This is a genomic window from Allorhizobium pseudoryzae (assembly GCF_011046245.1).
GTDB classification, from domain to species: Bacteria; Pseudomonadota; Alphaproteobacteria; order Rhizobiales; family Rhizobiaceae; genus Neorhizobium; species Neorhizobium pseudoryzae.
The window spans coordinates 731,701-758,008 of record NZ_CP049244.1 but is presented as its reverse complement, the minus strand read 5'-3'; the positions used below and the strand labels follow the sequence as shown (position 1 = coordinate 758,008).

Genomic DNA, 26,308 nt, shown 5'->3' with positions numbered 1-26,308 from the left:
CAGCCGCCGGACGCGCCAGCTTAGCGGCTGGCGACGCGCGATGCGTTCGATTCCGACCAGCGGTGCCACTGTTCCTCGGTGCCCGCGAAGACGTTGAGGTCGATCTTTTCATCGACGCCCTGCGACAAGCCGGACCCGGAATACTGCCAGAACAGCCAGCGGCGGCCGGGATAGATCTTGGAGGGATGGGCGGCGACGGAGCGTAGCCAGAAGGGATAATCGAGGAAGGCGCCCTGCAGATTGTCCTTGTAGAAATCCGGAGCGGTGTAGATCACCGGACGCTTGCCGTAATGCTTCTCCAGAATGTCCATGAAGACCTGCATCTTCTCGCGGATCTTTTCCGGCGAGAGGCGGCGCTTGCAATCCGAAAGATGATTGTACTCGACATCGATCACCGGCGGCAGCGCATCCGGATCATTCGGAACGTTGCGGATGAACCAGGCAGCCTGCTCGCTTGCCACGCGGCACCAGTAGAAGAAGTGATAGGCGCCCCGCTTCACGCCGGCTTCCTTGGCGCGGCGCCAATTGGTCTGGAACATCGGGTCGATATGGTCGCCGCCGTCCGTCGATTTAATGTAGGCAAAGTTGGCGCCCTGCGTGCGCAGTTTTGGCCAGTCGATCTCACCCTGCCAGCGCGAGACATCCACCCCATGCACCGGATGATGCTGCGGCGTGACGCGGCCGAAGTTCATCGGTTTCGCGTCGCGAAAACGTTGGCTGAACACCCGTCCGCGCTTGATGTTGGGATTGAAGGCTTCCGGCTGGCTCGGCACCATCATGGCAACCGGCCGGACGCTTGGAAGCGGCATGCCGTTCTGCGTCGTGTTCGTCGCGAAGGACTGGGGAGCCGGTGCAGAGCCTGCCCAGGCCAGTTCATGTGCCTGCGGCGTTGGAACCGTCTCTTGCGCTTGCACCTGCGGGGCTGCCTGCGGCATGACCTGCGCGATGGCAGCCGGCGGTGTCATCGGCGAAACGGCGCTGGTGATTTCCTGAGAGGGGGCAATGTTCAGGGCTTCTTCCGGGCCGCTCGATCGGCAACCCGCCATCACCAGGCAGCCAAGGACGATAGGGAGGAGAAGTTTGTTACGCATGAACACCGGTACTCAGTCAGCGGGACTTGGATGGCGAACCGCCACCTTGCGACATTGCTAACAGAGCATTACCGGAAAATTCTAAATGCAAGCTTTACCGCGTAGCGCGATGCCTCGTCTTTTTAGCAGTATCTGAAATTTCCGCGCTGTGGGTGTACGGTTCAGTCCCTGCCCGCCTATTCGGGATCGCGCCCAAGCGACTGGATCTTCGACAGGAGATCATGCGAAAGCCGCAGCGAGGCACCGGTTGCCATCGTGATCCCGGGCAGAAGCATCCATTCCAGCGTCCAGGCGGCGCCAGACCTTTCCTGTTCATGCACCAGCGACTGATGCATGCCGGAGACCTGTACGGCATTGAAGCGGGCGAGAGACACAAGGGCTTCGGCAACGACCGGATTTTGTTTGTGCGCCATGGCCGAGGATCCACCGCCACCCGACAGGCGGATCTCACCGCCCATCTGCGCCAGCAGAGCGACATCCTGGCCGATCTTGCCGAGTGAACCGCTGATCATCGACAGGACATCGGCAATCGCAACGATCCGGTCGCGCTGGCTGTGCCATTGGACGGCATCTGCAAGACCCAGATGGGCGGCAAGACGCGCGCGCACCGCAGCGCCTTTTTCCGGCAATTTGTCGAGAGTTCCGGCAGCTCCGCCGAACTGGACGGGAAGTCCGTCGTCCGTCAGCGCCTTCAGTCGCTGTTGATCGCGCTCAAGCGGGGCGGACCAGGACGAAAGCCGGTCGGCCACCGTGATCGAAATGGCCGCCTGCATCCGTGTATGTCCCATCAGAACACGCGGGCCGAACGTCTGCTGCAGACGGTCGAACTCGGACTGCAATTCGCTCAGTCGTGCGAGGAAGAGCGCAAGGACGCCTTTCATCCGCAGCATCAGGCTGGTGTCGATCACGTCCTGGCTGGTGGCGCCATAATGGACGAACTGGGCTTCTTCGCCGCCGACGGCCGCACGCAACTGCTTCACCAGTTCGGCTGCCACAATGCCATCCTTGGCAACGCCTTGTCTCAGGCCAGGGATGTCCGGCCTGAAACTGTGGCAGACCTCGGCTATGCGGTTGGCCGCAGCCGAGGGAATGACGCCTTCTTCCGCTTCGGCAAGCGCAAGCGCCCGTTCGAAGGAGAGCATGGCACGAATATCCGCCTGCGCGGCAAACAGCGCCCCGGTCTCCTCGTCGCCAAGCAGACCGGACAGGTAGGGATGTTCGAAGGCGGATATGGTCATGCCAGCTCAGATATCGAAAAAGACGGTTTCGTTTTCACCCTGCAGGTGGATGTCGAAGGTCACGACATCACCTTCGCGCTTGCCGATCAGGGTGGGAACGCGCACGCGATGTTCGATCCGTTTCAGGATGGGATCTTCCGCATTGGCCGCCTCTTCATCGGAGAAGTACATGCGCGTCTGCAGACCGATATTGATGCCGCGCGCGACGATCCAGAGCGTCACATGCGGCGCCATCCACTGGCCCCGATGCGGGACACGCCCGGGCTTGATGGTTTCGAAAACGAATTCGCCGGTCACCATGTCGGCCGGGCAGCGTCCCCACCCGAAGAAGTTCGGGTCGGCGGTCCCGCGGGTTTCCGAGGGACTGTTGTAGAACCCGTCGGCATCCGCCTGCCAGATCTCCACCATCGCGTCTCTCAGCGGTGTGCCGGACCCGTCGATAACTGTACCTTTGATGGTAATTCTCTCTCCTCGCGTCTTATCATTGCAGAGCGGGCCGGACCCGAGATCCGTCTCGTAGACGCCGTGGATGCCGGTAAAGTTCGGTGTGCAACCGATATGCACGTAAGGACCTGCCGTTTGGGAGGGCGATTCCTTCAGGTAGTTCAATGGCCGAACCATGATCAGTTGCCCTCCTTGCGGTTCTCGAACAGGGTCGAGCGGCGACCGCGCAGCACAATGTCGAACTTGTAGGCGCGCATGTCCATCGGGATCGTATTGTTCATGTCGAGCGGCGCGATCAGCCGCTTGATGGCCTCTTCATCCGGAATGGTCTTGACGATGGGACAAATCCAGATCAGCGGATCGCCCTCGAAATACATCTGGGTGATCAGGCGCTGGGCGAAACCATGGCCGAAGACGGAAAAATGGATATGCGCCGGACGCCAGTCATTCACGCCGTTCGGCCAGGGATAGGGACCGGGCTTGATGGTGCGGAACCAGTAATAGCCATTCTCATCCGTGACGCAGCGGCCGAAACCGCCGAAGTTCGGGTCGAGCGGCGCGAGATAGGTTTCCTTCTTGTGGCGGTAGCGCCCGCCGGCATTGGCCTGCCAGAACTCGACCAGCGCACCGGCAACGCCTTGGCCGCGTTCATCCAGGATCCGACCGTGAACGAGGATACGCTGACCGATCGCCATTTCGCCAGGCTTTGCGTAATTGACGATCAGATCGTTGTCGAATTCGTTGATGATGTTGTGCCCAAAGACCGGGCCGGTGATTTCGCTCTTCGTGCCTTCCAGCGAGATCAGGGCGCGCTGGGGCGAGCGCAGCACCGAAGTCTTGTAGCCGGGGGTATAGGCTGGCGGATGCATGGCCCGATCACGGGCAAAGAAGCCGCCTGTTTCAGGCAGTGTGTTCTTCATTTCGTGTCCTCCTCAGTAACCGATGATGTCTCCATCCCGGCATAGACTGATTTTGCGATCTTGAACGCATGGTTGGCTGCCGGAACTCCGGCATAGATGGCGACGTGAAGAAGGGCTTCGCAGATGTCGTCCTTCGTCGCGCCGGTATTCGCCGTGGCACGAATATGCATCGCCACCTCCTCGTCCTGGCCGAGGGCGGCAAGAAGGGCGATGGTCACGATGGACCGCTCGCGCTTCGTAAAATGGGGTCTGGACCAGACGGTGCCCCAGGCGCCTTCCGTGATCAGTTCCTGGAAGGGCCGGTCGAACGGGCTCTCATTGGCAACGGCTCGGTTGACATGCGCGTCGCCCAGCACCGAGCGACGGGTCTCCATGCCCTGACGAAAACGTTCAGAGGAGACGGTTTGATCAGCCATGGTCATTCTCCAGGCAGGGTGTCAATGAAGGTGCGAAGATGGGTCAGAAACGCTGCAGGCGTCTCGACGCAGGGGATGTGGGCAGCGCCCTCGATCACCTGGAACTGGCTCCCGGGGATGAGATCGGCAAGCGACTTCACAAGCTCCGGCGGGGTGGAACCGTCCTGGTCGCCGACGATGCACAGCGCCGGCACGTCGAGGTTTTGCGCGACATGGGTGAAGTCCGCGTCACGGATGGCGGCGCAGGTGCCGGCATAGCCAAGCTTTGGCTGGCGCACCAGCATGGTGCAGTAGCCACGGTAATCGGCATTGTCGGCCGAGCGATAGGGTGGGGTGAACCAGCGCGACATGATCGGCTCGAGAATGCTCTCGATACCGCCCTCCATCACCGCATCGATCCGCGCCTTCCAGAAATCGGGCGTGCCGATCTTGTGGGCAGTGTCTGAGAAGATGATGGCGCGCACCAGATCCGGGCGCTTCTCGTAGAGGCTGAGCGCGATCAGGCCGCCGACCGAAAGGCCGCAGATGATGACGTTCTTCAGTCCGTAATGATCGATCAGCCCGGCTAGATCGCCGGAAAAGTCCTCGATCCGGTAGGGCGGGGTGCCGAGATCGGAGAGGCCGTGGCCCCGCTTATCGAAGGTGAGGACGGTGAAGTCCTGTTCCAGATCGGCGACGACCTGATCCCAGATCCGTCGATCCGTGCCGAGTGAATTGATGAGGACGATGGCGGGCTTGCCGGAGCCTTGACCATAGATGTCATGGCTCAGCACCACATCGCCGACGTGTGCAAATCTCATGATGAACTCCTCCGCGACACTTATTGCATCTCAAAAATGGTTAGGTAAAATGACATTTAGAACGTGTTGTATTAACTTATGGGTTATGAATCTTGATCGGCTCCCGGGTAAAATATCGACACTTGCAAACCTTTGTCGAAGTGGCGAGACAGGGCAGCGTGGTCAAGGCCGCCGATCGCCTGAATATCAGCCAACCGGCCGTGACGAAAACGATCCGCGAGTTGGAAGAGGTTCTCGGCGTTCTGCTCTTTGAGCGGGAAGGACGCGGCATTCGCATTACCCGCCCTGGCGATGTGTTCCTCCGTCACGCCGCGGCCTCGCTGACGGCGCTGCGCCAGGGTATCGATTCCGTCTCGCAGGAACTCCTGGACAATGTCCCGCCGGTGCGGATCGGCGCGCTGCCAACGGTTTCGACCCGCATCATGCCGCGCGCCATGGCTCTGTTTCTAGAAGAGGAGACACGCAGCCGCATCAAGATCGTGACGGGCGAAAACGCCGTTCTGCTGGAACAGTTGCGGATGGGAGATCTCGATCTCGTCGTCGGGCGGCTCGCGGCGCCGGAAAAGATGACCGGCTTCTCCTTCGAACATCTCTATTCGGAAAAGGTGCTGTTCGTCGTGCGCGCCGGCCATCCGCTGCTCGCCGGCGGCTCGGTGTTCAACGGACTGGGCGATTACCCGGTCCTGATGCCAACGCGCGGTTCGATCATCCGGCCCTTCGTCGAACAGTTCCTGATCGCCAATGGCGTTGCCACCCTGCCGACACAGGTGGAAACGGTCTCCGATTCCTTCGGGCGGGCCTTCGTCCGGTCAAGCGATGCGATCTGGATCATTTCGAGTGGCGTCGTGGCCGGTGACATCGCCGATGGCCTGTTGGCCAGCCTGCCGATCGATACCGGTGAAACGAAGGGCCCGGTGGGGCTGACCTTGCGCACCGATGCGCCGCCCTCGCTGCCGCTGTCGATCCTGATGCAGACGATCCGCCAGGCGGCCTCGGAAGTGACGGCCGCCGGCTGAGGTCCAAACGTCAGCGGTTGCGGTGTTCGATGGCGAACAAAGCAAGGCCCAGAAGCCCCAATGCCGACCCGGCCGCAGCGGTCCCGCTCCAGCCGCCGAGATGATAGGTGAGCGTGCCGAGTGTCGAGCCGATCGCCCCTCCGATAAAGGCGGAGGTCATGTAGATGGCGTTGAGCCGTCCACGTTTTTCGGGCGCAATCGCAAAGATGATCCGCTGGCTGACGATCTGGTTCGCCTGCACCGCCGCATCAATGAGCACCGCGCACAGGACCGCGAGAACCAGCGCGCCGGCCATGACCGCATAGCCGCTGACGGCGAAAAAGAAGGCAAGCCCGACCATGGCGATGGCGGACAGCAGTGTTCCAAGCCCGCGGTCTGCCAGCCGTCCGACCACCGGTGCCGCCAAGGCGCCGCCGGCGCCCGCCAGGGCGAAAAGCCCGATCTGGTGTTGGTTCAGCCCGAAATGCTCCGACAGCGCAAAGGGAATGGCCGTCCAGAACAAGTTGAAGGCGCAGAAGATGATCGCCTGGTAGATGGATCGCCAGCGCAGCACAGGGGTGTCGCGGATCAGATCCTTCATTGAGGACAGGATCTGCGGATAGGTCATCGTCGTCTGCGGCATCTGGCGCGGCAGCATGACGGCGAGCGAAACACCGATCATCGCCATCAATCCTGCCGAAAGGACGAACACACTCCGCCAGCCGAAGCTTGCCGCGACGAAAAGGGAGACCGGTCTTGCCAGCATGATGCCGGTCAGCACGGCACCCATTACATTGCCCACCACCCGACCGCGGCGATGAAGCGGCACCAGATGCGCGACGAGCGGGATCAACACCTGCGCGCCGGTGGAACAGACGCCGATCAGAAAGGAGGCGATGACAAACGGAACAACGGCGGTTGCAGACGCCATGCCGAGAAGACCGAGCATGGTGATCGTCAGCGTGACAAGCACCAGCCGCTTGTTTTCCACCCGGTCTGCCAGTGAAACGAGGAAGAACAGGCCGATGCCGTAGCCGATCTGCGTCGTGCTGGTCAGCGCGCCGGCGAGGTCGGCGTTGATGCCGAGTTCCGCCGCGATTTCGGCCACCAGCGGCTGGGCATAATAAATGTTGGCGACGAGCGCTCCCGCCGCCAACGCGATGGTGGTGATCAAGGCCGTGGAGGGACCTTCGGACAAAATTTCGGTCGCCTCCCGGCGTTGATCTGTCATCGTCTTCAGGCCTTCGGCAATGTCTTCATGTCGATCACGAAGCGATAGCGCACATCGCTCTTGATGACACGCTCATAGGCCGCGTTGATGTCCTTGATGTCGATGACTTCGATTTCGGCGGTGATGTTGTGCTTGCCGCAGAAATCGAGCATCTCCTGGGTTTCCTTGATCGAGCCGATCATCGAGCCGGCGAGGCTGCGGCGGCCGGGGATCAGGGAGAAGGCATGGACCGGAACCGGATTTTCCGGCGCACCCACCAGGACCATGGTGCCATCCACCTTCAGGAGGCCGAGATAGGCGTTCCAGTCGATGCCGGCGCTGACGGTGCAGATGATGAGGTCGAAGGTGCCGGCCAGGGTCTTGAAGGTTTCCGCGTCCGAGGTGGCGAAATAATCCTTCGCGCCGAACTTCAGACCGTCGTCCTTCTTGGACAATGACTGGCTGAGAACGGTGACATCCGCGCCCATCGCCGAACCGATCTGCACGCCCATGTGGCCAAGGCCACCCATGCCGACGATCGCCACCTTCTTGCCGGGACCGGCCTTCCAGTGTGCGAGCGGCGAATAGAGCGTGATGCCGGCGCAGAGCAGCGGGGCTGCCTTGTCGAGCGGCAGGTTGTCCGGGATGGAGAGGACGTATCCTTCCTTGACGACGATGGAGTCCGAATAGCCGCCATAGGTCGGGGTCTCGCCGTCGGCTTCCACGTCGTTGTAGGTCTGCACCAGACCCGGCATATACTGTTCGTTGTCGACGTCGCGTGTCTGGCAATGGACGCAGGAATCGACGAAGCAGCCGACGCCGACGCGGTCGCCGACCTTGAACGTGGAGACGTTGGAGCCGACGGCCGTCACGGTGCCGGCAATCTCGTGGCCCGGAACCATCGGGAACCGGGAATTGCCCCACTCGTTGCGGGCCTGGTGGATGTCGGAGTGGCAGACGCCGCAATATTCGATGGCGATGACGACATCGTCCTCGCGCGGCTCACGGCGCTCGAAGGTAAAGAACTCAAGCGGTTTCGACGCATCCGTCGCCGCATAGCCTCGTGCAATAGCCATGGTGATGACCTTCCGATCGTTTGAAGAAAATGGAGTGCTGCTCCAACGAAGGGGAGCAGCACCTTCCATAACGCATCGGGCACAGGATCGGTTTGTTCGATCCGCCGGATTTCTTGCACGATCCTCCGGCGGGTCTTTGCAGGCGGCCGATCAGTAGGGCAGACCGACGTAGTTTTCCGCCATGGCGGTGGAGGCGGCCGTCGAATGGGTCAGATAATCGAGCTCCGCTTCCTGGATCTTCTGGCCGAAATCGCCCGTATCGGGGAACCGGTGCATCAGCGTCGTCATCGACCAGGAGAAGCGCACCGATTTCCACACGCGCTTCAGCGCCCGTTCCGAATAGGCATCAATGCCGGCCATCGACTTGTCCGCGTAATGTTCGCGCAGGCCTTCGAAGAGGTAGAAGACGTCGCTAGCTGCCAGATTGAGACCCTTGGCACCGGTCGGCGGCACGATGTGGGCCGCATCCCCGACCAGGAACAGTGAGCCGAAACGCATGGGCTCGGCAACAAAGGAACGCAACGGCGCGATCGATTTTTCGAAGGACGGGCCAACCACCATGGCCTCCGCATGGTGCTGCGGCAGGCGCCGGCGAAGCTCGTCAAAGAAGCGCTCGTCCGACCAGTCCTCGACCTTGTCCTCCAGCGAGCACTGCACATAGTAACGGCTGCGGGTTTCCGAGCGCATGGAGCAGAGCGCAAAGCCGCGCGGATGATTGGCATAGATCAGTTCGTGGTTGACGGGCGGGATATCCGCAAGCACGCCGAGCCAGCCGAAGGGGTAGATCTTCTCGAAGGTCTTGATCGACTGTTCCGGCACGGATTTGCGGCTTGCCCCATGGAAGCCGTCGCAGCCGGCGATGAAATCGCAATCGATGCGATGTGTGACGCCGTCCTTCTCGTAGGCGACGTAAGGCTGAGCGCCGTCGAAATCATGCGGGGTGACATTGCCGGCCTCGTAGATCGTCCGGGCCCCGGAGGCCTCGCGCACGTCCATCAGGTCGCTGGTCACCTCCGTCTGGCCATAGACCATGACGCGCTTGCCGGTCAGTTGATGGAGATCGATGCGGTGGTCGCGCCCGTCGAAGGCAAGCGAATAGCCGTCATGCGGCAGGCCTTCGGCATGCATGCGGGCGCCGGCGCCGGCCTCTTCGAGCAGACCGACGGTTCCCCATTCCAGAACGCCGGCGCGGACGCGGCCGAGGATATAATCCTTCGACACACGATCGAGGATGATGTTGTCGATGCCGGCCTTGGTCAGCAACTGGCCGAGCAGGAGACCGGACGGGCCGGAGCCGATAATCAGAACTTGGGTGCGCATGAGATCCTCCCAGGAATTGCACTTTGTCAGGAAGCTCGCCGATCCGAGGCGCCGGAACAATGGACTTTTCCATCCAGATCTAGGACAAATCGAACATGCGTGCCGGAGGAGGCGAATGACGTGAACGTTCCGACATATAACCTTTACGGCGAGGAAACCGGTCTTCAGCGGGAATTCTGGGTGCATTGTGAAACCATTGCGGCACGCAGCAGCGGATATCGTTGGGAAATCGGCCTGCACCGGCATGAGAGCTTTCTGCAGTTCCTGTACATTCGCGACGGCTCCGGCGACGCGCTGCTGCCCGCGGCCACGGTGGTGCTGAAACCGCCCTGCGTGATCGTCATTCCGCCGGGCCCGGTGCACGGCTTCCGCTTTTCTCCGGACATCGACGGATTTGTCATCACGCTGGTTCCCGAGCTGGGGGCGGGGCGGGGACTTTCCGGCGATGCTCCGTGGTTTCCCAATCCGGTCGTCGTGTCGCTGGGACAGATGGGCAAGGCGGCAGATTATCTGCAGGAGACGTTTCTGCGCATTGCCGAGGAATATGACGGTGAACGGCCGGCGCGCGAGGAGATGCTGGAGGCGCATATCGCAACGGTCATCCTGATGCTGGGCCGCGAAATCGCGCCCGGCCCGGAAGCGCAACTGCCGGACCTGCATCTAAAGCGCGTTCGCCAGTTGAAGGACCTGATTGCGCGACATCACCGGGAACAACTGACCGTGGAGACCTATGCCCGCCTGCTGGGGCTTTCGGCCACGCATCTCAACCGCAGCACCCGCCAGGTCACCGGCATGAGCACGCATGATCTCATCATGGAGCGATCGATGGACGAGGCTCGCCGTGCGCTCGTCTTCACCGATTACAGTATCCAGCACATCGCGGAGAACCTTGGATTTTCCGACGCGGCCTATTTCTCCCGCTGCTTTCGCAAGCGAACCGGCATGACGCCCCGCAGCTATCGGGAGGGCGAGCGGGCCAAGCTGCGGAACAAAGAGGGCGAGGGATCGGTTAACGGGTAACACGTCTTCAACCGGAGTATCCCGATGAGCGAACACCTGCAGGAAGCCGCAAGCCATGGAAAGCTGGAAGTGGCGGGCGGCCAGTCGGATGTCGGCTACAAGCTGGTAGCCATGCGCGAACATGACGATGCGGTGCGCATCAAGATCAGCGTGATGGCCCCGCGTGACTGGCTGCTGGCCCAGGGTTTCACCCACGACGGAACCTTGATCCGCCAGGGCGGCGAGCGACTGCCGGTCACCTTCGATGGAGAGCTGGACGTCAGCGACAATATCTCCGTGACGCTCGGCGCCAGCGACATCATCTGCCCGTCCATCGACGTGGCACGGCAGAAGTTTCCGGAGCTTGGCCGCGTCCCCGGCTGATCAGGGTTCCGTATAACCGGTTGCCCGAACCTCCAGGCGACCGGCGAGCGGATTCTGCCTGAAGAGAAGCCCGCCTTTGGTCGTTGATTCCGCTGGCGCATAGTCGAAGGTCGTCTCCGAAACCTCCGCCGTTCCGTCGGCGGCTGTGACGGACCCGGTCACCCGCACGGCTGCCGCGGTCGCGGGTGACCGGTTGTCCAACTCAAGCCGCACGACGTACACCTCGCCCTTTTGGGCGATGTCGGCGACGTGGACAGTGAGCTCCGGTGTCTCGTCGTTCTTCGTCAGGGCCTCCCAGCCGATAAAACCGACCAGCGCCAGCACGAGAAGGATCGAGACGACACCGGTCGTCCATTCGATCCAGTGGCCCTGTTCTGGCTCCATCTGCCGTTTTGAAGTGCTGTTGGTGATGGTCATGGCAACATCCTCAGACGCCGGTTTTGTCACAGGATCAGGCGGGCGGCGGCAGCGCCCAGCGAACCGGGCACGTTCAGCACCACCATCGACATCAGCACCTGTGTCCAGGACGTGTCATCCAGTCGCCCGAAGGTCCACAGCACATAAAGGCTGATCAGGCTGGCGACGATGTAGCCCGGAAAGGTGAAGCGTACGAGCGCGTGCCAGCTTGGCGTATGCTCGTTCAGCTGGTGGGTCCCGCGGAAGGAAACGGCATAGACGAAGCCGTGCATGATCATGATCGAGGCAGCGACCGCGACAAGGCTGTGCCACGGCGACATCTTGAACGAAATCAGGATGATCTCCTCCGTCGGCGCCACGTTGAGGCAAAGAAAAAGAGATCCGACCGCCATCATGAACAGTTCTCCGGCATAACCGGTGGCCATGGGACCGTCCTTTTCCCCGTCATTCTCGTCCTCATCCGTCTCAGCCAACTGGCTGCGCCCGAGCATGGCACCGATGCTGGCGGGAACCGATTGCAGCGCGATCTTTCCCACCCATTCGCGGAACGGCAGGTCAATTGTCAGCACGCCGAACAGCACGAGGACCAGACCGGAGGTCAGGATGGCCAGCGCATAGGCGATCATCGCGTCGCGCACCGCCTCCCGCCAGCTGAAGGTGTTCTCGAAGCCGATGCGGCGTGCAAGCGCCACCAGAAGCGGAATATTCACCAGAAGCAGCAGGAACAGCCGTTCGCGCGGCATGTAAAAGCCGATGAACCACAGCTCCATCGTCATCAGCATCGGAATGCCGAAGATCAGCGCGCCACCCGCGCCGCGCAGCAGACCGATGGCGAATTGCCGGTGGTCTGCCTTGGCTGTGGCCGTCATCGCCGCCTCCTGCATCAGCCGCAGGGAGCGGGTTCCACCGCATAGTGCCGCATGCCGCGTTTCAGCAGGTAGACTTCCCGCTCCGGATGCGCGGTGATTTCGAAGCCGGAGGAGCGCAGCATGGCTTCCATGGCGGCGGTGTTGGGAATGAACCAGTTCGTCGGATCGGACGCGTATCGCTCCTCCACGAAGAAGAGCTTTGGATAATCCGGCTGGTCGAACATCGCCCATTCGGAGAAGTCGTAGTTCTCGGAAAGATCCGGAATGCGTTCGTCGCCGCGCTGCAGGCACTGGAACAGCATGTCCTGGCCAACCGAATGATCCCAGAGCAGATCGAGCGCCAGGAGTGGATGACGCAGGTGGTAGAGGACGCCCATGAACAGGACGAGGTCGAAGCGCTCCTTGAGCTGCGGTACCTGATAGACCGACATCTGCCGGAACTCGATCTCAAGGCCGTTCTGCTCGGCGGCAAAGCGCGCCTGCGCGAGGTAGCGGGGATCGGTATCGATCCCCACGACGCGGCCGGCATTGCGGCGTTTCATTTCCAGCGAATAGAAGCCGGCATTGCAGCCGACATCCAGCACGCTGCGTCCTTCGAGATCCTCGGGAATCACATGCTGAAACCCTTTCCACTTGAAGGCAGGATAATCGCCCAGGAAATGCTCCGGCGCGGTTTCCACCCCGCCGATGCGCATGTTCTGGAACCAGGGTCCGAGTTCTTCGATCCGTCGGCGCAGTTCGGCCGGCGGCATTCTGGATGCATCCATGAGGTCAGGCTCCCATCGGCAGAGGGCTGGTCTGCGGCTCCTTGGCCGGAGCCGTGGCGGTGTGCCGGGGCGGGCGCTCGCCCGGCACGACGGACATGAAATAATCGACCGTCTGGCGCAGGCCTTCGGACAGCGGCACACGCGGTTCCCAGCCCAAAAGTTCCTTGGCCTTGTCGATATCCGGACGCCGGCGTTGCGGATCGTCCTTCGGCAGCGGATGGTAGACGATGCGGGACGCCGTCGGCACCATCGACAGCACCATTTCCGCCAGCTGGTTGATGGTGAACTCGCCCGGGTTGCCGATATTCACCGGATGGCCCGGATTCGGATCGACCTCCATCAGCCGGATCAGGCCGGCGACCAGATCGCTGACGAAGCAGAACGAACGCGTCTGCTCGCCGGTGCCGTAGATGGTCAGCGGTTCGCCGGACAGCGCCTGCACGATGAGGTTGGAGACGATGCGCCCGTCATCGGGTGCCATGCGGGGGCCATAGGTGTTGAAGATGCGTACCACGCGCACATCGACACGCGACGTTCTCAGCATGTCGAAGCAGAGCGCTTCGGCGGCGCGCTTTCCTTCGTCGTAACAGGCGCGGGGACCGGTGCAACTGACATTGCCGCGGTAATCCTCACGCTGCGGATGCTCCTCCGGGTCGCCGTAGACCTCGCTGGTCGAGGCCTGCAGGAAGGCGGCAGAGTGGCGTTCGGCGAGGAACAGCAGATTGCCGGTGCCGAGAACGCAGGTCATCATCGTGTGCACGGGATCGGCCTGGTACTGCGGCGGCGACGCGGCGCAGGCGAGGTTGTAGATCTCGTCCACCGGTTCGTCGATGTCGTGCAGCTCGCAGATATCGGCTTCGATCATTCGAAACCGCGGGTGGTTCTGCAGCGGCAGAACATTGGCCTTCGAACCGGTCAGGTAGGAATCGACGCACAGCACGCGGTGCCCGCGTGACAGCAGCGCGTCGCACAGATGCGAGCCGACGAAACCGGCGCCGCCGGCAACGAGGATAGTCTTCTTTTTCCCGCGATCGGTTCTTTGCAGCATCGGTAAATCCTCTCTCCTCATGCCGAAACTCGTTGACGCAGCCGTCCGCCCGCAGCGTTGCCGTGCGGTGCCAGGCTCTGCAGATCACTGACCAGTTGCCTGGCACGCGCCTCTCCGGTGTGGCTCTCCAGAATACGGGTGCGGGCCGCCTCGGCGATTGCAAGGCGCCGGCCCTCGTCGAGATCCGTCAGCGCCGCGATGACGTCCTCCGTATCCCGCGCAATCAGAATGGCCTCGCCATCCGGCAGGAGATCCGAGAGGCCCGGCCATTCGTCGCTGATGATCGGGCTGCCGCAGGCGGCCGCCTCGAACAGCCGCACGCTGGGAGACCACCCGGCGGCGATCATGTCGGCGCGTGTGACATTCAGCGTGAATCGCTGACGGCTGTAGAACGAGGCGTGTTCGGTCGGCGGCAGGTGGTCGATCCGTTCCACATTGTCCGGCCAGTCGATGGTCTCTGGATATTGCGGGCCGGCGACGACGAAACGCATATCCGGCAGCCGCCTCGCCGGTTCGATGAGAAAGCGCTCCAGCGTCGGCTGGCGGTCCGGGCTATAGGTGCCGAGATAACCGAGATCCCAGACGGGCGCCTCGCCGGTCGGTTTGTAGCGGTCGGCATCGACGGCGCAATAGAGCGGCAAGGCCCGCGGCACGCCGTAGGCTTCCTCCAGACGGGTGAGTATCGGGCCGCCGGTGAAGGAGAAATAGGCGTCGAAGCTGGCGATCTGGCTGGCCTTGAGAAACTCGTCCTCGCCGCGGGCGAGCGCTGCCAGTGTTACAGGTGTATCGATGTCGTAGAAGCAGAAACGGCTGGGGTTCAATGCTGCCACCGAGTCGATCACCTTGGCCCCTTCCGGAACGTAGGAACCGATGATCACGGCATCCGCGTAACGGATCGCATCGCCATAGGTGCCGATCAGGTCGTCGATCCGGTCATAATAGGCCAGCGTGCAGAAATCCGGCTCTGCCAGGTCGCGGTTCGCGGCATACCAGGGCACATCCCGCTCCAGGAACAGGACCTCGTGCCCTTCTGCAAATAGACCGCGGACGAGCGCCCGGTAGGTGGTGGCGTGGCCATTGCCCCAGGAGGAGGACAGAGACAGGCCGATGATCACGATGTTGAGCGGATTGTTCGTCATTCTGCAGCCTCAAGGCTTTCGAAGTGGCGTTTGAAGATGCGGTCTGCATCCTCGGCGCGTTGGGTGTAGGTGTGCTCGGAGGTGACGCGGGCAAGCGCCCGGCGACCGATCTCGGCGGCGCGGGCCTGTGTCAGGCCGGCCATGATCTCCACGACGTCCTGCCCGTCTCGGGCAACGAGGATTTCCTCGTCCGGCTTCAGGAAAAGATCGATCCCCTCCCAATGGTCGGTAATCAGGCAGGCGCCGGCACCGGCGGCTTCGAACACCCGCGTGGCGGGCGAAAAGCCGTTCGAGGCCATGCTTTCGCGCGAGATGTTGAGGACCGCCTTCGGCGTCACATTGAAAGCATTGTGATCCCGCGTCGGCACGTGGCCGATGCTGCGGACGTTGCCGGACATCGACTTGCCCTGCCAGCCGGAGCCACCGAGCAGAAAACGCTGGTCCGGCACGCCGGCTGCGGGCTCCAGGAAAAAATGCTCCACACGGGCTTCCCGGTCCGGCAGGCGGTTGCCGAGGAAACCGAGATCGGCAACAAAACGCGGGTCTGGCGGCACCGGGAAATGCGTCTCAGGATCGAGCGCGTTGTAGATCGGCACGCAGTCCTTGGCGCCGAGCGCTCTATAGGCCGAGACGACGGGGGTGCCGCCGCCATAGGTCAGCACCATGTCGAGCGTGCCGAGCGCGCGGCGCAAAGCATGGCTCGGTGCGCGGCGGATTTCGGCCAGCGTGGCGGGTGCATCGACATCCCAGAAGATCCGCATGGCACCCGGGCGAGCGTGGCGCAGCACCTCCGTCAGCAGCAGGTCGTCCTCGAAGCCGACGCCGCTCGCCTTGACGACGATATCGGCGTCCGCAGCCTGGCGGGTCACCGTCCTCAGCGCCTCCACCGTGCCGTCGTAGACGACGACCTTAGCCCAGTCCGGCGGGTCGATGTCGCGGTTCTTCTGCCGGTCGTAGACGTCGGGTTCGTAGAAGGTGATGTCGTAGCCCTTCGCCGCCAGCGCCCGCAGCAAGCCGCGATAATAGGTGGCTGCGCCGTTCCAGTAGGCGGAGACAAGGCTGGAACCATAAAAGGCGATCTTCATTCTGCGGCCTCCGGAAAGGTGATCTGGCGTTTGACTGGGGCGGTACCGTGTTTGCCGAGGATGTCGAGAAGCTCGTCCACCCGGTGCCGGCAGGTGTGGCGGGCCATGATGGTTTCGAGCCCGGCGCCGGTCAGCGCGTTGGAAAGGTCCGGGTCGTGGAGCACCGCCCGCATTGCCTCCCGCATCTCCTGGCCATTGCGGACGAAAAGGAAATCTTCCGGCCGGAATAGTTGTTCGACATCTTCCCAAGGGGCGGAGATTAAGGGGATACCGCAGGCGAGCGCTTCGAACATGCGGATGGTCGGGATGCCGGGCAGGGTCTCCACGTAGGGGCGGCGCGGCACATGCACCGTCAGGCGATGACGGGCAAAAGCCAAGGGCGCGGCTGCATTGGCAATCCAGCCTGCGTATTCGATGCCGGCCTCCTTCAACTGGGCGAGAGCGTCCTCAGGGTAACGGACGCCTCTAACGGTTGCCTGCAGCTGAAGTTCCTTCACCGGTTCGATCAGGAATTCTGCGAGTTCGGCGGATCGTTCGCCGTCGCCCCAATTGCCGATCCAGATGAGATCGCGATCCTTCTCCACCTCCGGGAAAGGCCGGAAGATCGTATCGTCCGCCGCCTCGTGCCAGGTAAAGACCTGGGATCCCCAGCCGGCCTTGAGGTAGCGCTGCCGCAGCGTTTCGCCAAAAGCGAGGATCAGGTCGTAGTCCTTGAGGGTCAGTCCGGCGATATCCTCTTCCGAGGAAACCGCCCGGTGGTGGGTATCGTGAAAGACGAGCGTGAAGCCAAGGCGCCGGCGGATCGTGCCGATCGTCTCCACGAGAGCGGGATCGGTCCATTCGTGGACGATCACCACATCCGCATCGGATAGCGCCTGTTCGTGGTCGAACTCCTCGCCATAGGTGCGGGAGGAGAGATCGGGGAATGTCTGGCGGAAGGCCTCGATCGGGGCCTCGCCCTGGTCCTTGACCAGGTTCTGCCGCGACCAGGCATCCACCGGTTCCAGGGCCACAGCCTCGTGGCCGCGGCGGATCAGATCCCGCATCACGCCGCGCAGAAAATGGGCATTGCCGTGGTTCCAGTCGGAGACCAGGGAATGGGTATAGAACACAAACTTCATGAGGACTCCGCAACTGCGTGAAGAGACTGGCGGGCGAGGGCGCGCTGATAGATGCGCGTCATGTCATTCACTTGCCGTTCCAGGGTGAAGGCGCTGGAGACAGCCTGCGACCGGGTCGACAGTGCAAGGCGCAAGGCACTGTCGTGGCTGAGCCGGTTGATGGCATCGGCAATGGCCCTAGGGTCATGCGGATCGACAAACAGTGCAGCGTCCTGCCAGAGCTCGCGGTAGGTCGGAATGTCGGAGAGCACCAGTGCCGCGCCCAGCCGCGCGGCTTCCAGGGCCGCAAGGCCGAAGGGTTCGTAGATCGACGGCGACACGAAAATGGCCGCCTTGACCAGATGGTTCATCGTATCGCTGTGGCTCAGCTCGCCTTTGCTTTTCGCCGCCAGCAGCGCAACCTGCTGCCCGCTCGGGCCCCGCGTCGGTCCTGCCATCAGAATGGGCCAATGGGTATGTTCCGCCGCCTCGTCTAGCGCCCGGCCATTCTTGCCGTCATCCCACCAGCGCCCGGCGGCAAACACGAAGGGTTCCTTGCGCGGGGTCTCCGCCGGCAGGCGCGTTGCGTTGTAGACCACCGAAAGCTGCAGCATGACGTCATAGGACCGGGTGATCATGTCGGCGTGCGAGCCGCTCGGAACGACCACGGCATCTGAACGCCTCAAACCTTCGGCGTTGACGCGTTCCTGCCATGCCCAGGGCTCCGGCACGGAATGGCCGCGGACGGCGGAAAACCAGGTGACGACGCAGGAATGCGAAACGGTGACGACGGGCCTTTCCACGACAAGATCGACGGCTTGCGAGGGAAGGTTGAGATGCAGCAGATCGACGCCTTCGCGCGCTGCAAGGGCCGCGATCTGGGGACCGACCTCGCACAGATCCCGTTCACTCTGCGCCATCCAGTCCAGCGGTGCCGTCAGCCAGACGAGTTTGCCGAGTGCCTCGGCCTCCCGCCGTTTGGCGTCGTCGGGTTCGGGGCCGAACCCGGCAAAGACCGTGGTGATACCGGCGGCCGAGAGACCGCGGGCAAGATCCATGGCGTACCGCCAGACTCCGCCCACCGCATCGACCGTCATCAGGATTCGTCGTGGCACAGGCAGCCGTGTCATGCGGTGACCCTCAGCCTGTCGCGCATCGGATGAGCGCCCCGGAACCGGTGTTCGGCCAGCCAGTCTGCCAGGTGGGAAAGGCCGCTCTTCCAGCGCACACGGGCCTGCCAACCCAGACGGTTCTCGAGCCTGCGGGTATCCGCCACGAAGAAGAACTGGTCGCCCGCCCGCCAGTCGCCGAACTCGATGTCCAGCGGGCGCCCGGTCAACCGTTCGATTTCGCGCAGCACCAGAAGGATGCTGACGGAATTCTGGGGCCCGCCGCCAAGGTTGAACACCTCGCCGCGCACCTGCCCGATGCCGGCATGCACGGCGCGATAGGCAGCGACTGCATCATCCACATGCAGGATGTCGCGCACCTGCTTGCCGTCGCCGTAGATGGAGATCGGCTGGCCGGACAGGGCGCGGATGAGGAAATGCGCCACCCAGCCCTGATCCTCCGTGCCGAACTGGCGCGGCCCGTAGATGCAGCTCATGCGCAGCACGGCGGTCGGGATATCGAAGGATTTGGCGTAATCCAGCACATACTGGTCGGCCACACCCTTGGAGCAGCCATAGGGCGTGCAGAAATCGAGCGGCCGGTCTTCGCCGATGCCGAAATCGCGCACTGCCGGATCTGCCGGCACGTAGCGATCGTCCATCGGCAGCATCTCCAGGTCTTCCAAGGCGCCATAGACCTTGTTGGTGCTGGCAAAGATCACCGGCGCCTTGCGGCCCGCCTTGCGGACGGACTCCAGCACGTTGATCGTGCCGCGCGCATTGGCCTCGAAATCATCAAGCGGTGAAACCAGGCTGGTGGTGACAGCGGTCTGGGCCGCCAGATGAAAGACGGCCTTAGCATCGCTGAACGCCGCCTCGATGCCGCGCAGGTCGCGCACATCGGCCAGCACGGGATGGACGCGGTCTCCATGCCTTTCCGTCAGCCATGCGAGGTTCTGATCGACGCCCGGCCGGCCGAGATTGTCGAGGACGATGACATCCTCGCCCTGGCTCAGAAAACTCTCCGCCAGATTGGAGCCGATGAAGCCGCTGCCGCCGGTAATCACGATCGGGGCGGCGCCGGTGCCGACATGCGGTGCGGCGAGCCTTGTCACGTCGCGCAGCCGCTCGATGCCGCCTTCCATCAGAAGCCGGGCCAGCAGCTTCGGCTGGTTTTCGTGAGTAACGGCGCCGAGATGGTAATGGCGCGGATCAAACCAGAGCCCTTCCTGCACGGCGACATCCGGCGGCACGTCGGCGAAGGAGTACCAGTAGAGGCGGTCCGCCGGCACCTGCAGCGCCTTCATGAAACGGCGCGCCTGCTCCATCTCATCATTGCGCCAGGTGGAGTAGCCGGTCTCGGTGATCCAGATTTCGGCATCCGGGTTGTGGCGGTTGAGGATCTGGCGCATTTCGCCCAGATGCATGTCCCAGCCGCCCCAGCTTCCCTCCTCGCTATCCCAGGTGCCGGGAAAGCCGTGAAAGCCGACGGCATCAACGACGCTGAGCACACCGCGTTCGCCCATCAGGTCGAGCCACATCGGATCGAAAGGGCAGGGGCCGCCGAGAACCGGGTTCCAGCCGCGCTGTTTCGCCCAGTAGGCGGCCCCGCCGACCATCTCGCAGAACAGCTGGAAATCCGCGTCCTCGCGCCAATCCCAGTCGAGCAGGTTGTTGGGTTCGTTCCACAATTCGATATGGCGGAAATGCCGGCCGTAGCGGGTCAGCACGTGATCGACGAAATCCGCATAATCCTTCAGAACCTGCGGCGCGCCATTGGCGCGTCCCGTACGCGACAGGGAGGGGGGCGTGTAATGGATGCAGGGCAGGAGGTCGATCTCGGCGCCCAGCTTCGGGATCAGCCAGTCGAACCAGGCCTCTCCGCCCGGTGCCAGATATTCTGCCCAGGACAGATGCGTGCGCAGCGAGCTTGCGCCACTTTTCAGGATACCCGGCAGAAGACGTTCGGTGCGCTCGTATTCGCCGGGGCGGAACCATTCCACAAACCCGAACGGCCGCCCGGCAAGGGACGTTGCGGATGGGTTCATGATACCAATCCCCGCTCTTCCAACTGGCGTTTCATTTCGGCGCCGCGATCGATCGCGCCGGCGGTGCGCACCCAGGCGGCCAACTCGCCCAGCGTCTGTTCCAGCCGGTGTTCCGGTTCGAAGCCTAAAAGTTCACGCGCCTTCGAAATGTCGGAGAAGCAGTTGCGGATGTCGCCGGATCGTGCCTTGTGCAGGATCTCCGGCTGCAAATGCGGCGCATCCATCGCCTCGGCGAGAAGGCTCGCAACCTCGGCCACGGAATAGGACTGGCCGCTGCCGATATTGACGACATGACCGTTGACGCGCGGCTTTTCGAGAGCCAGCCGGAAGGCGCGCGCCACATCACGCACATGCACGAAGTCGCGCCGCTGCTGACCATCTTCGAAGATCATCGGCGACTGGCCATTGGCAATGCGGGAGGCAAAATTGGCGAGCACCCCGGTGTAGGGATTGGACAAGGCTTGCCCCGGTCCAAAGACGTTGAACAGGCGAAGGGCTACCGCATCGACGCCATAGGCCTCGCCGTAAATGAGGACGGCGCGCTCCTGCATGTACTTGGTCAGGGCGTAGATGGAGGCGAGATCGACCGGCTTTTCCTCGTCAGTCGGTGCGGGCGTCAGCGTTTCGCCGCTCGGGCCTTTCGCCTCCCATTCGCCGGCCTTGATCTGGGCGGCCTTGCGCCGTACCTGGCCAAAACGACGGCCATCCGCGCCAGTATAAAGCCCTTCGCCGTAGACGCTCATGGAAGAGGCAACGACGATGCGCTTGATCGGCAGGCCGATCATCGCTTCCAAGAGAACGGCCGTGCCGAGATCGTTTCCTCCAACATACCGGGCGATTTCATACATCGACTGGCCGACACCCACTTCGGCGGCAAGATGCAGCACGGATTCGACACCCTTCAGGGCCTCCCCTACCTTTGCCTTGTCGCAGACATCGCCCTGGATGAACTCGACACCGTCCGGGATCGTTGGGCCGGCATCGCCATGCACCTGATCGATCAGCGCGTCGAGGATGCGGACCTGATAGCCGCAGGAGAGGAGTTCTTGCGTAACGTAGCGGCCGATGAAACCGCAACCGCCTGTAATGAGTACCTTCTGAGACACGAGTTCTGCCTGACCATGAGAGGGTTGATGATGAAGCGTTCGGTCGGCGAACAAGCAGCAGCAGCAATAGTTCCAGCCGGAATTTCGCGTGATGTACGAAAGGGGTAGGGCCGACGGGCCTCGCCCTTCTCCGGCAATGACATCAACAGTGTCATCTTCTTCAGGAACTCTGCCGCTCCTTCTCTGTTAGCCATCCCGCAAACCCGCGTGCCGTCAGCTCGCGGCAGGGTCGGGGACCGGAAAATGGAGACGAAGAGACAGGGATGGACAGGCTTTCTCAGACAACAGCAACCATGCGCGCGGCAGTCGTGGTCGGCGCCGGCAAGATCGAGATGCGTGCGGTTCCCCGCCCCGAGCCCGGACCGGGGCAGGTGAGACTAAGACTGGAAGGCTGCGGCGTCTGCGCCTCCAACCTCACGCCCTGGTCCGGCCCCGACTGGATGGAGTTCCCGACGGAGCCGGGCGGTCTTGGCCATGAAGGCTGGGGCTTCATCGATGGCATTGGCGAGGGTGTCAGCGGGCTCGACATCGGCGACCGGGTGGCGGCACTCAGCTACCATGCCTATGCCAGCCATGACATTGCGGATGCCTCAGCCGTCGTCAAACTGCCGGACGCGCTGAACGGGCAGCCCTTTCCCGGAGAGCCGCTCGGCTGCGCGATGAACATTTTCCGCCGTGCCGACATCCACGCTGGCCAGACGGTTGCCATTATCGGCATTGGTTTTCTGGGAGCGCTGCTCACGCAGCTTGCCGCGAAAGCCGGCGCCCGTGTGATTGCCATCTCGCGCCGGCCCTTTTCTTTGGACGTCGCAGCCCGCATGGGGGCAGAACACGTCATCGAAATGGACGATCACTGGAGGATCATCGAACAGGTGAAGTCGCTGACGGAGGGGCGTTTCTGTGATCGGGTGATAGAAGCCGTCGGCAAACAGTGGCCGCTTGACCTTGCGGCGGAACTGACGCGTGAGCGCGGCCGCCTGATCGTCGCCGGCTATCACCAGGATGGGCCGCGGCAGATCAATATGCAGCTCTGGAACTGGCGCGGCATTGATGTGATCAACGCCCATGAACGCGATCCGGACATTTACATGGAAGGGATGCGGCAGGCGGTGGCGGCCGTCGCCGACGGTCGCCTCGATCCGTCAAGCCTCTACACGCACAGCTATCCGCTGGAGAAACTGGACGAGGCACTGAACGCAACGCGAGACCGCCCCGACGGTTTCCTCAAGGCCATGGTGGTTTCCCGATGAACCAGATGCTGACAACCGATGATCTTTCACAGTCCACCCGCCCCGTTCGCCTCGGGTTTCTCGGTGTCGGCTGGATTGGCAGGCATCGCATGAAGGCGGTGCTGGAAACGGGCGTGGCGCAGGCGGTCGCGGTTGCCGATCCGAACCCGGACATGCTGGCCGCCGCGTTGGAGCTTTCTCCCGACGCGCGGGCGGTGGATGGCCTGGACGCGCTGCTGCGCGAGGACCTCGATGGGGTGGTGATTGCCACGCCGAGCGCCCAGCATGCGGAGGAATCCATCCGGGTCCTGTCGAGCGGACGCGCCGTCTTCTGCCAGAAGCCGCTCGGGCGGACCGAGCAGGAGGTACAGGCGGTGGTGGACGCTGCGCGTAAAGTGGATCGCCTGCTATCGATCGATCTGTCCTACCGGTTCACCGAGGGCATGCGCCAGATCCGCGACTTGATCCGCTCCGGCTCTCTCGGAACCGTGTTTGCCGCTGATCTGGTCTTTCATAACGCCTATGGGCCGGACAAGCCGTGGTTCTACGACAAGGCGCTGTCCGGCGGTGGCTGCGTGATCGATCTCGGCGTGCATCTGGTCGATGCGGCGCTCTGGTCGCTCGGGTTTCCGGCGGTCTCCAACGTGGCGAGCCGGCTGATGAGCGGCGGTCGTCCGATCTCCGGCGACAGCGATCGCATCGAGGACTATGCGATTGCGACCATCGATCTCGAAAACGGCACCAACATACGCCTTGCCTGTTCCTGGCGCCTGCCGGCGGGCCAGGAGGCCGTCATCTCCGCGGCCTTTTATGGAACGGAAGGCGGTGCACGGCTCTCCAATGTCAACGGCTCCTTCTACGACTTCGAGGCCGAATGGCTGAAAGGCACAAGCCGTGAGCATCTTGTGGGGCCGCCGGACGACTGGGGCGGGCGCGCCGCCGCGGACTGGGCACGCAGGCTGTCGGAAGGCGCAGGGTATGACCCCGAGGCGGACCGGCTGGTCGATGTCGCCAGCATTCTCGACCGGATCTATGGTCGGCATCGGACATAAGCGGATCTTGCGGAACCGGAGGGCCTGGTGGCGGTTTGGATGCAGAAGAACAGAGTCCAACCCTTGACCACACCGAAATCCCCCCGCGTTCACCCCGACCTTTCACACCGCCCGCAGACCGCGGGCGGTGACGCGATGACCCGCACGCTTGACCGCAATATCGATGCGCTGGTCGATCGCACCAAGCACGACCTGGCAAAATCCGGCCTGCAAGAGCGCGTAGCGGATGCCATCACCCGCTTTGCCGGCAGCATGGTCTTCGTCTACCTGCATCTCGTCTTCTTCGGGGCCTGGATTGCCGTCAATACGGGGATTTTGCCGATCCTGCGGCCCTTCGACCCATCGCTCGTGGTGCTGGCGATGATTGCCTCGGTCGAAGCGATCTTCCTCTCCACCTTCGTCCTCATTAGCCAGAATCGGATGGCGGCGGCGGATGATAAACGGGCGGACCTCAACCTGCAGATCTCGCTCTTGCACGAACACGAGACCACGCGCCTCATTGCACTGGTCTCGGAACTCGCGCACAAACTCGATGTACGCACGCAGGTGGACGATGAAATTGAGGAGCTGAAGCGCGATGTGCAGCCGGAGCGCGTGATGGAGCGCATCGAAGAGCGCGGGGAAAGCCTTCTACAATCCGAAAACTGAGCGGGATCGGCCGCGCCAGTGGCTTGTTTTGCCACAATTGCCTCTCCACTTGGCCTCTCCGTTGAACCAAGTCGGGTTCGCCAGCGTTGTTGCGGCGACATTGGTCACTCAAGAGAGGTTTGTCGTGGACGTTATCCGCATTCTGTTTGCCATTCTGCTGCCGCCGGTCGGTGTGTTTCTCCAGGTCGGCATCGGCCTGCATTTCTGGCTGAACATCCTGCTAACGCTGTTTGGCTATATCCCCGGCATCATCCACGCGATCTGGGTGATCGTGAAGAAGTAGTGCGCGCGATGCCTCCGGCCATGTTTCTCATGGCCGGAGGCATGACACCTACACGATGCCGCCGGAGCCGCCCTTGACGGCCGGACGCTCGGCTGCCACCTGCGCCCGGTAGCCGCTGGCGCGGTAGGTCGCGACGGGATCGATCGCGCCGCCAGCCTTCAGGCGGGCTTCCGCCAGAATGGTCTCCACATCGGTGCGATAGGCGCGCTTCAGCGTCTCGGTCGCCATCAGCGCGTCATTGTCGTTCTGGAAGCCTTCCAGGGCCGCGCGGTCTACCAGAAGCGCCTGGGCATAGGCGCGGCGGATTTCGTTGGCGGACGACATCAGGCTCTCGATCGGGTCCGTCACATTGTGGCTCTGGTCGATCATGTGGGCCGGATGGAAGCCTTTTACGCCGCGATGCTCGGCATCCACCAACTCGTTGAAGACAAGGAACAGCCGGTAGGGTTCGACCGAGCCGGCATCCAGGTCGTCATCGCCGTATTTCGAATCGTTGAAGTGGAAGCCGCCGAGCTTGCCGAACTGGATGAGCCGGGCGACGATCATCTCGATGTTCGTGTTCGGCGCATGGTGGCCGAGATCGACGAGGCAGAAGGCCTTGTCGCCGAGCGTCTGTGCGATCAGATAGTTCGTGCCCCAGTCCTGCACGACCGTCGAATAGAAGGCCGGCTCATACATCTTGTGCTCGGAGAACAGCCGCCAGTCATCCGGCAACGCAGTGTAGATGGCGCGCATGGACTCAAGATACCGCTCGAACTGCCGGGTGAAATTCGACTGGCCGGGGAAGTTGGAGCCGTCGCCGATCCAGACCGTCAGCGCCTTGGAGCCGATTGCTTTGCCGATCTCGATGCATTCGAGATTGTGCTCCACGGCCTGGGCACGGGTGGCAGCGTCCACATGGGAGAGCGATCCGTATTTGTAGGAATGTGCCTGATCGGTCGTGTCCGAAAAGGTGTTGGAGTTCATCGCATCGAAGCGTAAGCCGAGCGAATCACCCTTTGCCTTCAACTCCTTCGGGTCCGCCTTGTCCCACGGAATATGCAGCGAAACGGTGGGGGTGGCCCGCGTCAACTGGTGGATGACGCTGCAATCCTCCAGCTTGTCGAAGATGTGGCGGGGTTCGCCAAGCCCTGGAAAGCGGGCAAAGCGGGTTCCGCCGGTGCCGACACCCCAGGAGGGCACGGCGACGAAGAACTCCGCCACCTTCTGCGCAATGGCATCGATATTGATGTGGCTGCGGGCGAGCTTTTCGCCGAGCGCTGCATAGTCTGCCCGCTGGGCGGCTGCGCGCTTCTCATTCTCGGCGGCGATTACATCGCTTGCGATCTTCAAGTCTGTCATTGGTTCCTCCCGAGGATGCAGCCCCTCATCCGGCTGCCGCCACCTTCTCCCCGCTTACGGGGAGAAGGGATATGCCGCACCGCTTCCGGCGCATTCCAGCGTTGCGTGAGTCGTCCCCTCTCCCCGCGCGCGGGGAGAGGGCTAGGGTGAGGGGCAAGCTGCCCCAGCAACGGT

Annotated in this window: 27 protein-coding genes; 7 read left to right on the top strand and 20 right to left on the bottom strand. The window is 62.6% G+C overall.

Translation table 11 applies throughout. The features are described from left to right. Positions 1-20 precede the first annotated feature (20 nt). From G6N78_RS22385 to pcaD, 6 genes are all read right to left on the bottom strand, one after another. Positions 21-1,091 carry a glycoside hydrolase family 25 protein gene (locus G6N78_RS22385; protein WP_165224125.1) on the bottom strand — a complete coding sequence of 357 codons (1,071 nt, stop codon included), beginning with the start codon at positions 1,089-1,091 and terminating at the stop codon, positions 21-23. A 176-nt stretch (positions 1,092-1,267) separates the two neighbouring features. Further along, positions 1,268-2,329, bottom strand: coding sequence for a 3-carboxy-cis,cis-muconate cycloisomerase (locus tag G6N78_RS22380; RefSeq protein WP_165224123.1), 1,062 nt, complete (start codon positions 2,327-2,329; stop codon positions 1,268-1,270). Between the two features lie 6 nt (positions 2,330-2,335). After that, positions 2,336-2,950, bottom strand: coding sequence for a protocatechuate 3,4-dioxygenase subunit alpha (gene pcaG / locus G6N78_RS22375; protein ID WP_165224121.1), 615 nt, complete (start codon positions 2,948-2,950; stop codon positions 2,336-2,338). A 2-nt stretch (positions 2,951-2,952) separates the two neighbouring features. Further along, positions 2,953-3,693: a protocatechuate 3,4-dioxygenase subunit beta gene (gene pcaH, locus G6N78_RS22370; RefSeq protein ID WP_165224119.1), complete on the bottom strand. Its 741-nt coding sequence runs from the start codon at positions 3,691-3,693 to the stop codon at positions 2,953-2,955. Continuing rightward, positions 3,690-4,109: a 4-carboxymuconolactone decarboxylase gene (gene pcaC, locus G6N78_RS22365; protein ID WP_165224117.1), complete on the bottom strand. Its 420-nt coding sequence runs from the start codon at positions 4,107-4,109 to the stop codon at positions 3,690-3,692. Before pcaC ends, pcaH begins: the two co-directional genes overlap by 4 nt. 2 nt (positions 4,110-4,111) lie before the next feature. Then, positions 4,112-4,909 (bottom strand): 3-oxoadipate enol-lactonase, encoded by a 798-nt coding sequence (gene pcaD / locus G6N78_RS22360; RefSeq protein ID WP_165224115.1) that lies wholly within the window; start codon positions 4,907-4,909, stop codon positions 4,112-4,114. A gap of 92 nt (positions 4,910-5,001) precedes the next feature. Here pcaD and pcaQ point away from each other — a divergent pair, with 92 nt between their 5' ends. Next, positions 5,002-5,925, top strand: coding sequence for a pca operon transcription factor PcaQ (pcaQ, locus tag G6N78_RS22355; protein ID WP_165224113.1), 924 nt, complete (start codon positions 5,002-5,004; stop codon positions 5,923-5,925). A 10-nt stretch (positions 5,926-5,935) separates the two neighbouring features. Here the strand turns inward: pcaQ and G6N78_RS22350 are convergent, their stop codons facing one another. The 3 genes from G6N78_RS22350 to pobA all read right to left on the bottom strand — a co-directional run bounded on the left by G6N78_RS22350 (position 5,936) and on the right by pobA (position 9,510). Further along, the gene (locus G6N78_RS22350; RefSeq protein ID WP_165224111.1) at positions 5,936-7,135 is read right to left on the bottom strand and encodes an MFS transporter; all 1,200 of its coding nucleotides are present in this window, start codon (positions 7,133-7,135) and stop codon (positions 5,936-5,938) included. 5 nt (positions 7,136-7,140) lie between these two features. Beyond that, the gene (locus tag G6N78_RS22345) at positions 7,141-8,190 is read right to left on the bottom strand and encodes an NAD(P)-dependent alcohol dehydrogenase (RefSeq protein ID WP_165224108.1); all 1,050 of its coding nucleotides are present in this window, start codon (positions 8,188-8,190) and stop codon (positions 7,141-7,143) included. Between the two features lie 150 nt (positions 8,191-8,340). Continuing rightward, positions 8,341-9,510, bottom strand: coding sequence for a 4-hydroxybenzoate 3-monooxygenase (gene pobA / locus G6N78_RS22340; protein WP_165224105.1), 1,170 nt, complete (start codon positions 9,508-9,510; stop codon positions 8,341-8,343). A gap of 120 nt (positions 9,511-9,630) precedes the next feature. Between pobA and G6N78_RS22335 the strand changes: the two genes are divergently transcribed. Beyond that, on the top strand, positions 9,631-10,530 hold the full coding sequence (locus G6N78_RS22335; protein WP_165224102.1) for a helix-turn-helix domain-containing protein: 900 nt from the start codon (positions 9,631-9,633) through the stop codon (positions 10,528-10,530). A gap of 24 nt (positions 10,531-10,554) precedes the next feature. Further along, positions 10,555-10,893, top strand: coding sequence for a hypothetical protein (locus G6N78_RS22330; protein ID WP_165224099.1), 339 nt, complete (start codon positions 10,555-10,557; stop codon positions 10,891-10,893). Here G6N78_RS22330 and G6N78_RS22325 read toward each other — a convergent pair whose 3' ends face one another. Genes G6N78_RS22325 through G6N78_RS22280 form a run of 10 tightly spaced genes read right to left on the bottom strand, consistent with a single transcriptional unit; the run spans position 10,894 to position 21,581 of the window. After that, positions 10,894-11,310 (bottom strand): TIGR02588 family protein, encoded by a 417-nt coding sequence (locus G6N78_RS22325; protein ID WP_165224096.1) that lies wholly within the window; start codon positions 11,308-11,310, stop codon positions 10,894-10,896. A gap of 26 nt (positions 11,311-11,336) precedes the next feature. Next, positions 11,337-12,179, bottom strand: coding sequence for a TIGR02587 family membrane protein (locus G6N78_RS22320; protein ID WP_234906015.1), 843 nt, complete (start codon positions 12,177-12,179; stop codon positions 11,337-11,339). A gap of 14 nt (positions 12,180-12,193) precedes the next feature. Next, positions 12,194-12,946, bottom strand: a complete 753-nt coding sequence (locus G6N78_RS22315; RefSeq protein WP_165224090.1) for a TIGR04290 family methyltransferase — start codon at positions 12,944-12,946, stop codon at positions 12,194-12,196. A 4-nt stretch (positions 12,947-12,950) separates the two neighbouring features. Then, on the bottom strand, positions 12,951-13,994 hold the full coding sequence (locus G6N78_RS22310) for a UDP-glucuronic acid decarboxylase family protein (protein WP_165224087.1): 1,044 nt from the start codon (positions 13,992-13,994) through the stop codon (positions 12,951-12,953). 17 nt (positions 13,995-14,011) lie between these two features. Next, positions 14,012-15,133: a CgeB family protein gene (locus tag G6N78_RS22305; RefSeq protein WP_165224084.1), complete on the bottom strand. Its 1,122-nt coding sequence runs from the start codon at positions 15,131-15,133 to the stop codon at positions 14,012-14,014. Continuing rightward, entirely contained in the window at positions 15,130-16,218 is a 1,089-nt protein-coding gene (locus G6N78_RS22300) for a CgeB family protein (RefSeq protein WP_165224081.1), read from the bottom strand. Before G6N78_RS22300 ends, G6N78_RS22305 begins: the two co-directional genes overlap by 4 nt. Beyond that, entirely contained in the window at positions 16,215-17,339 is a 1,125-nt protein-coding gene (locus G6N78_RS22295; RefSeq protein ID WP_165224078.1) for a CgeB family protein, read from the bottom strand. Before G6N78_RS22295 ends, G6N78_RS22300 begins: the two co-directional genes overlap by 4 nt. Next, positions 17,336-18,448, bottom strand: a complete 1,113-nt coding sequence (locus tag G6N78_RS22290) for a glycosyltransferase family 4 protein (protein WP_234906014.1) — start codon at positions 18,446-18,448, stop codon at positions 17,336-17,338. The genes G6N78_RS22295 and G6N78_RS22290 overlap by 4 nt, the downstream gene beginning before the upstream one ends. Further along, positions 18,445-20,475, bottom strand: coding sequence for an NAD-dependent epimerase/dehydratase family protein (locus tag G6N78_RS22285; protein WP_165224075.1), 2,031 nt, complete (start codon positions 20,473-20,475; stop codon positions 18,445-18,447). The genes G6N78_RS22290 and G6N78_RS22285 overlap by 4 nt, the downstream gene beginning before the upstream one ends. Further along, a complete protein-coding gene (locus G6N78_RS22280) occupies positions 20,472-21,581 on the bottom strand; it encodes an NAD-dependent epimerase/dehydratase family protein (protein ID WP_165224073.1) in 1,110 nt (369 codons plus the stop codon). Before G6N78_RS22280 ends, G6N78_RS22285 begins: the two co-directional genes overlap by 4 nt. A 263-nt stretch (positions 21,582-21,844) precedes the next feature. Between G6N78_RS22280 and G6N78_RS22275 the strand changes: the two genes are divergently transcribed. The 4 genes from G6N78_RS22275 (at position 21,845) to G6N78_RS22260 (ending at position 24,793) form a co-directional block, all read left to right on the top strand. Continuing rightward, positions 21,845-22,831, top strand: a complete 987-nt coding sequence (locus tag G6N78_RS22275; protein ID WP_165224070.1) for an MDR/zinc-dependent alcohol dehydrogenase-like family protein — start codon at positions 21,845-21,847, stop codon at positions 22,829-22,831. After that, complete coding sequence (locus G6N78_RS22270) at positions 22,828-23,862, top strand: Gfo/Idh/MocA family protein (protein ID WP_165224067.1); 1,035 nt, start codon at positions 22,828-22,830, stop codon at positions 23,860-23,862. Before G6N78_RS22275 ends, G6N78_RS22270 begins: the two co-directional genes overlap by 4 nt. 135 nt (positions 23,863-23,997) lie before the next feature. After that, positions 23,998-24,510: a DUF1003 domain-containing protein gene (locus tag G6N78_RS22265; protein ID WP_206531671.1), complete on the top strand. Its 513-nt coding sequence runs from the start codon at positions 23,998-24,000 to the stop codon at positions 24,508-24,510. Between the two features lie 124 nt (positions 24,511-24,634). Then, complete coding sequence (locus tag G6N78_RS22260; RefSeq protein ID WP_165224061.1) at positions 24,635-24,793, top strand: YqaE/Pmp3 family membrane protein; 159 nt, start codon at positions 24,635-24,637, stop codon at positions 24,791-24,793. Positions 24,794-24,841: 48 nt separating this feature from the next. Here G6N78_RS22260 and rhaI read toward each other — a convergent pair whose 3' ends face one another. Continuing rightward, positions 24,842-26,134: an L-rhamnose catabolism isomerase gene (gene rhaI / locus G6N78_RS22255; protein ID WP_165224058.1), complete on the bottom strand. Its 1,293-nt coding sequence runs from the start codon at positions 26,132-26,134 to the stop codon at positions 24,842-24,844. Between the last annotated feature and the right edge of the window lie 174 nt (positions 26,135-26,308).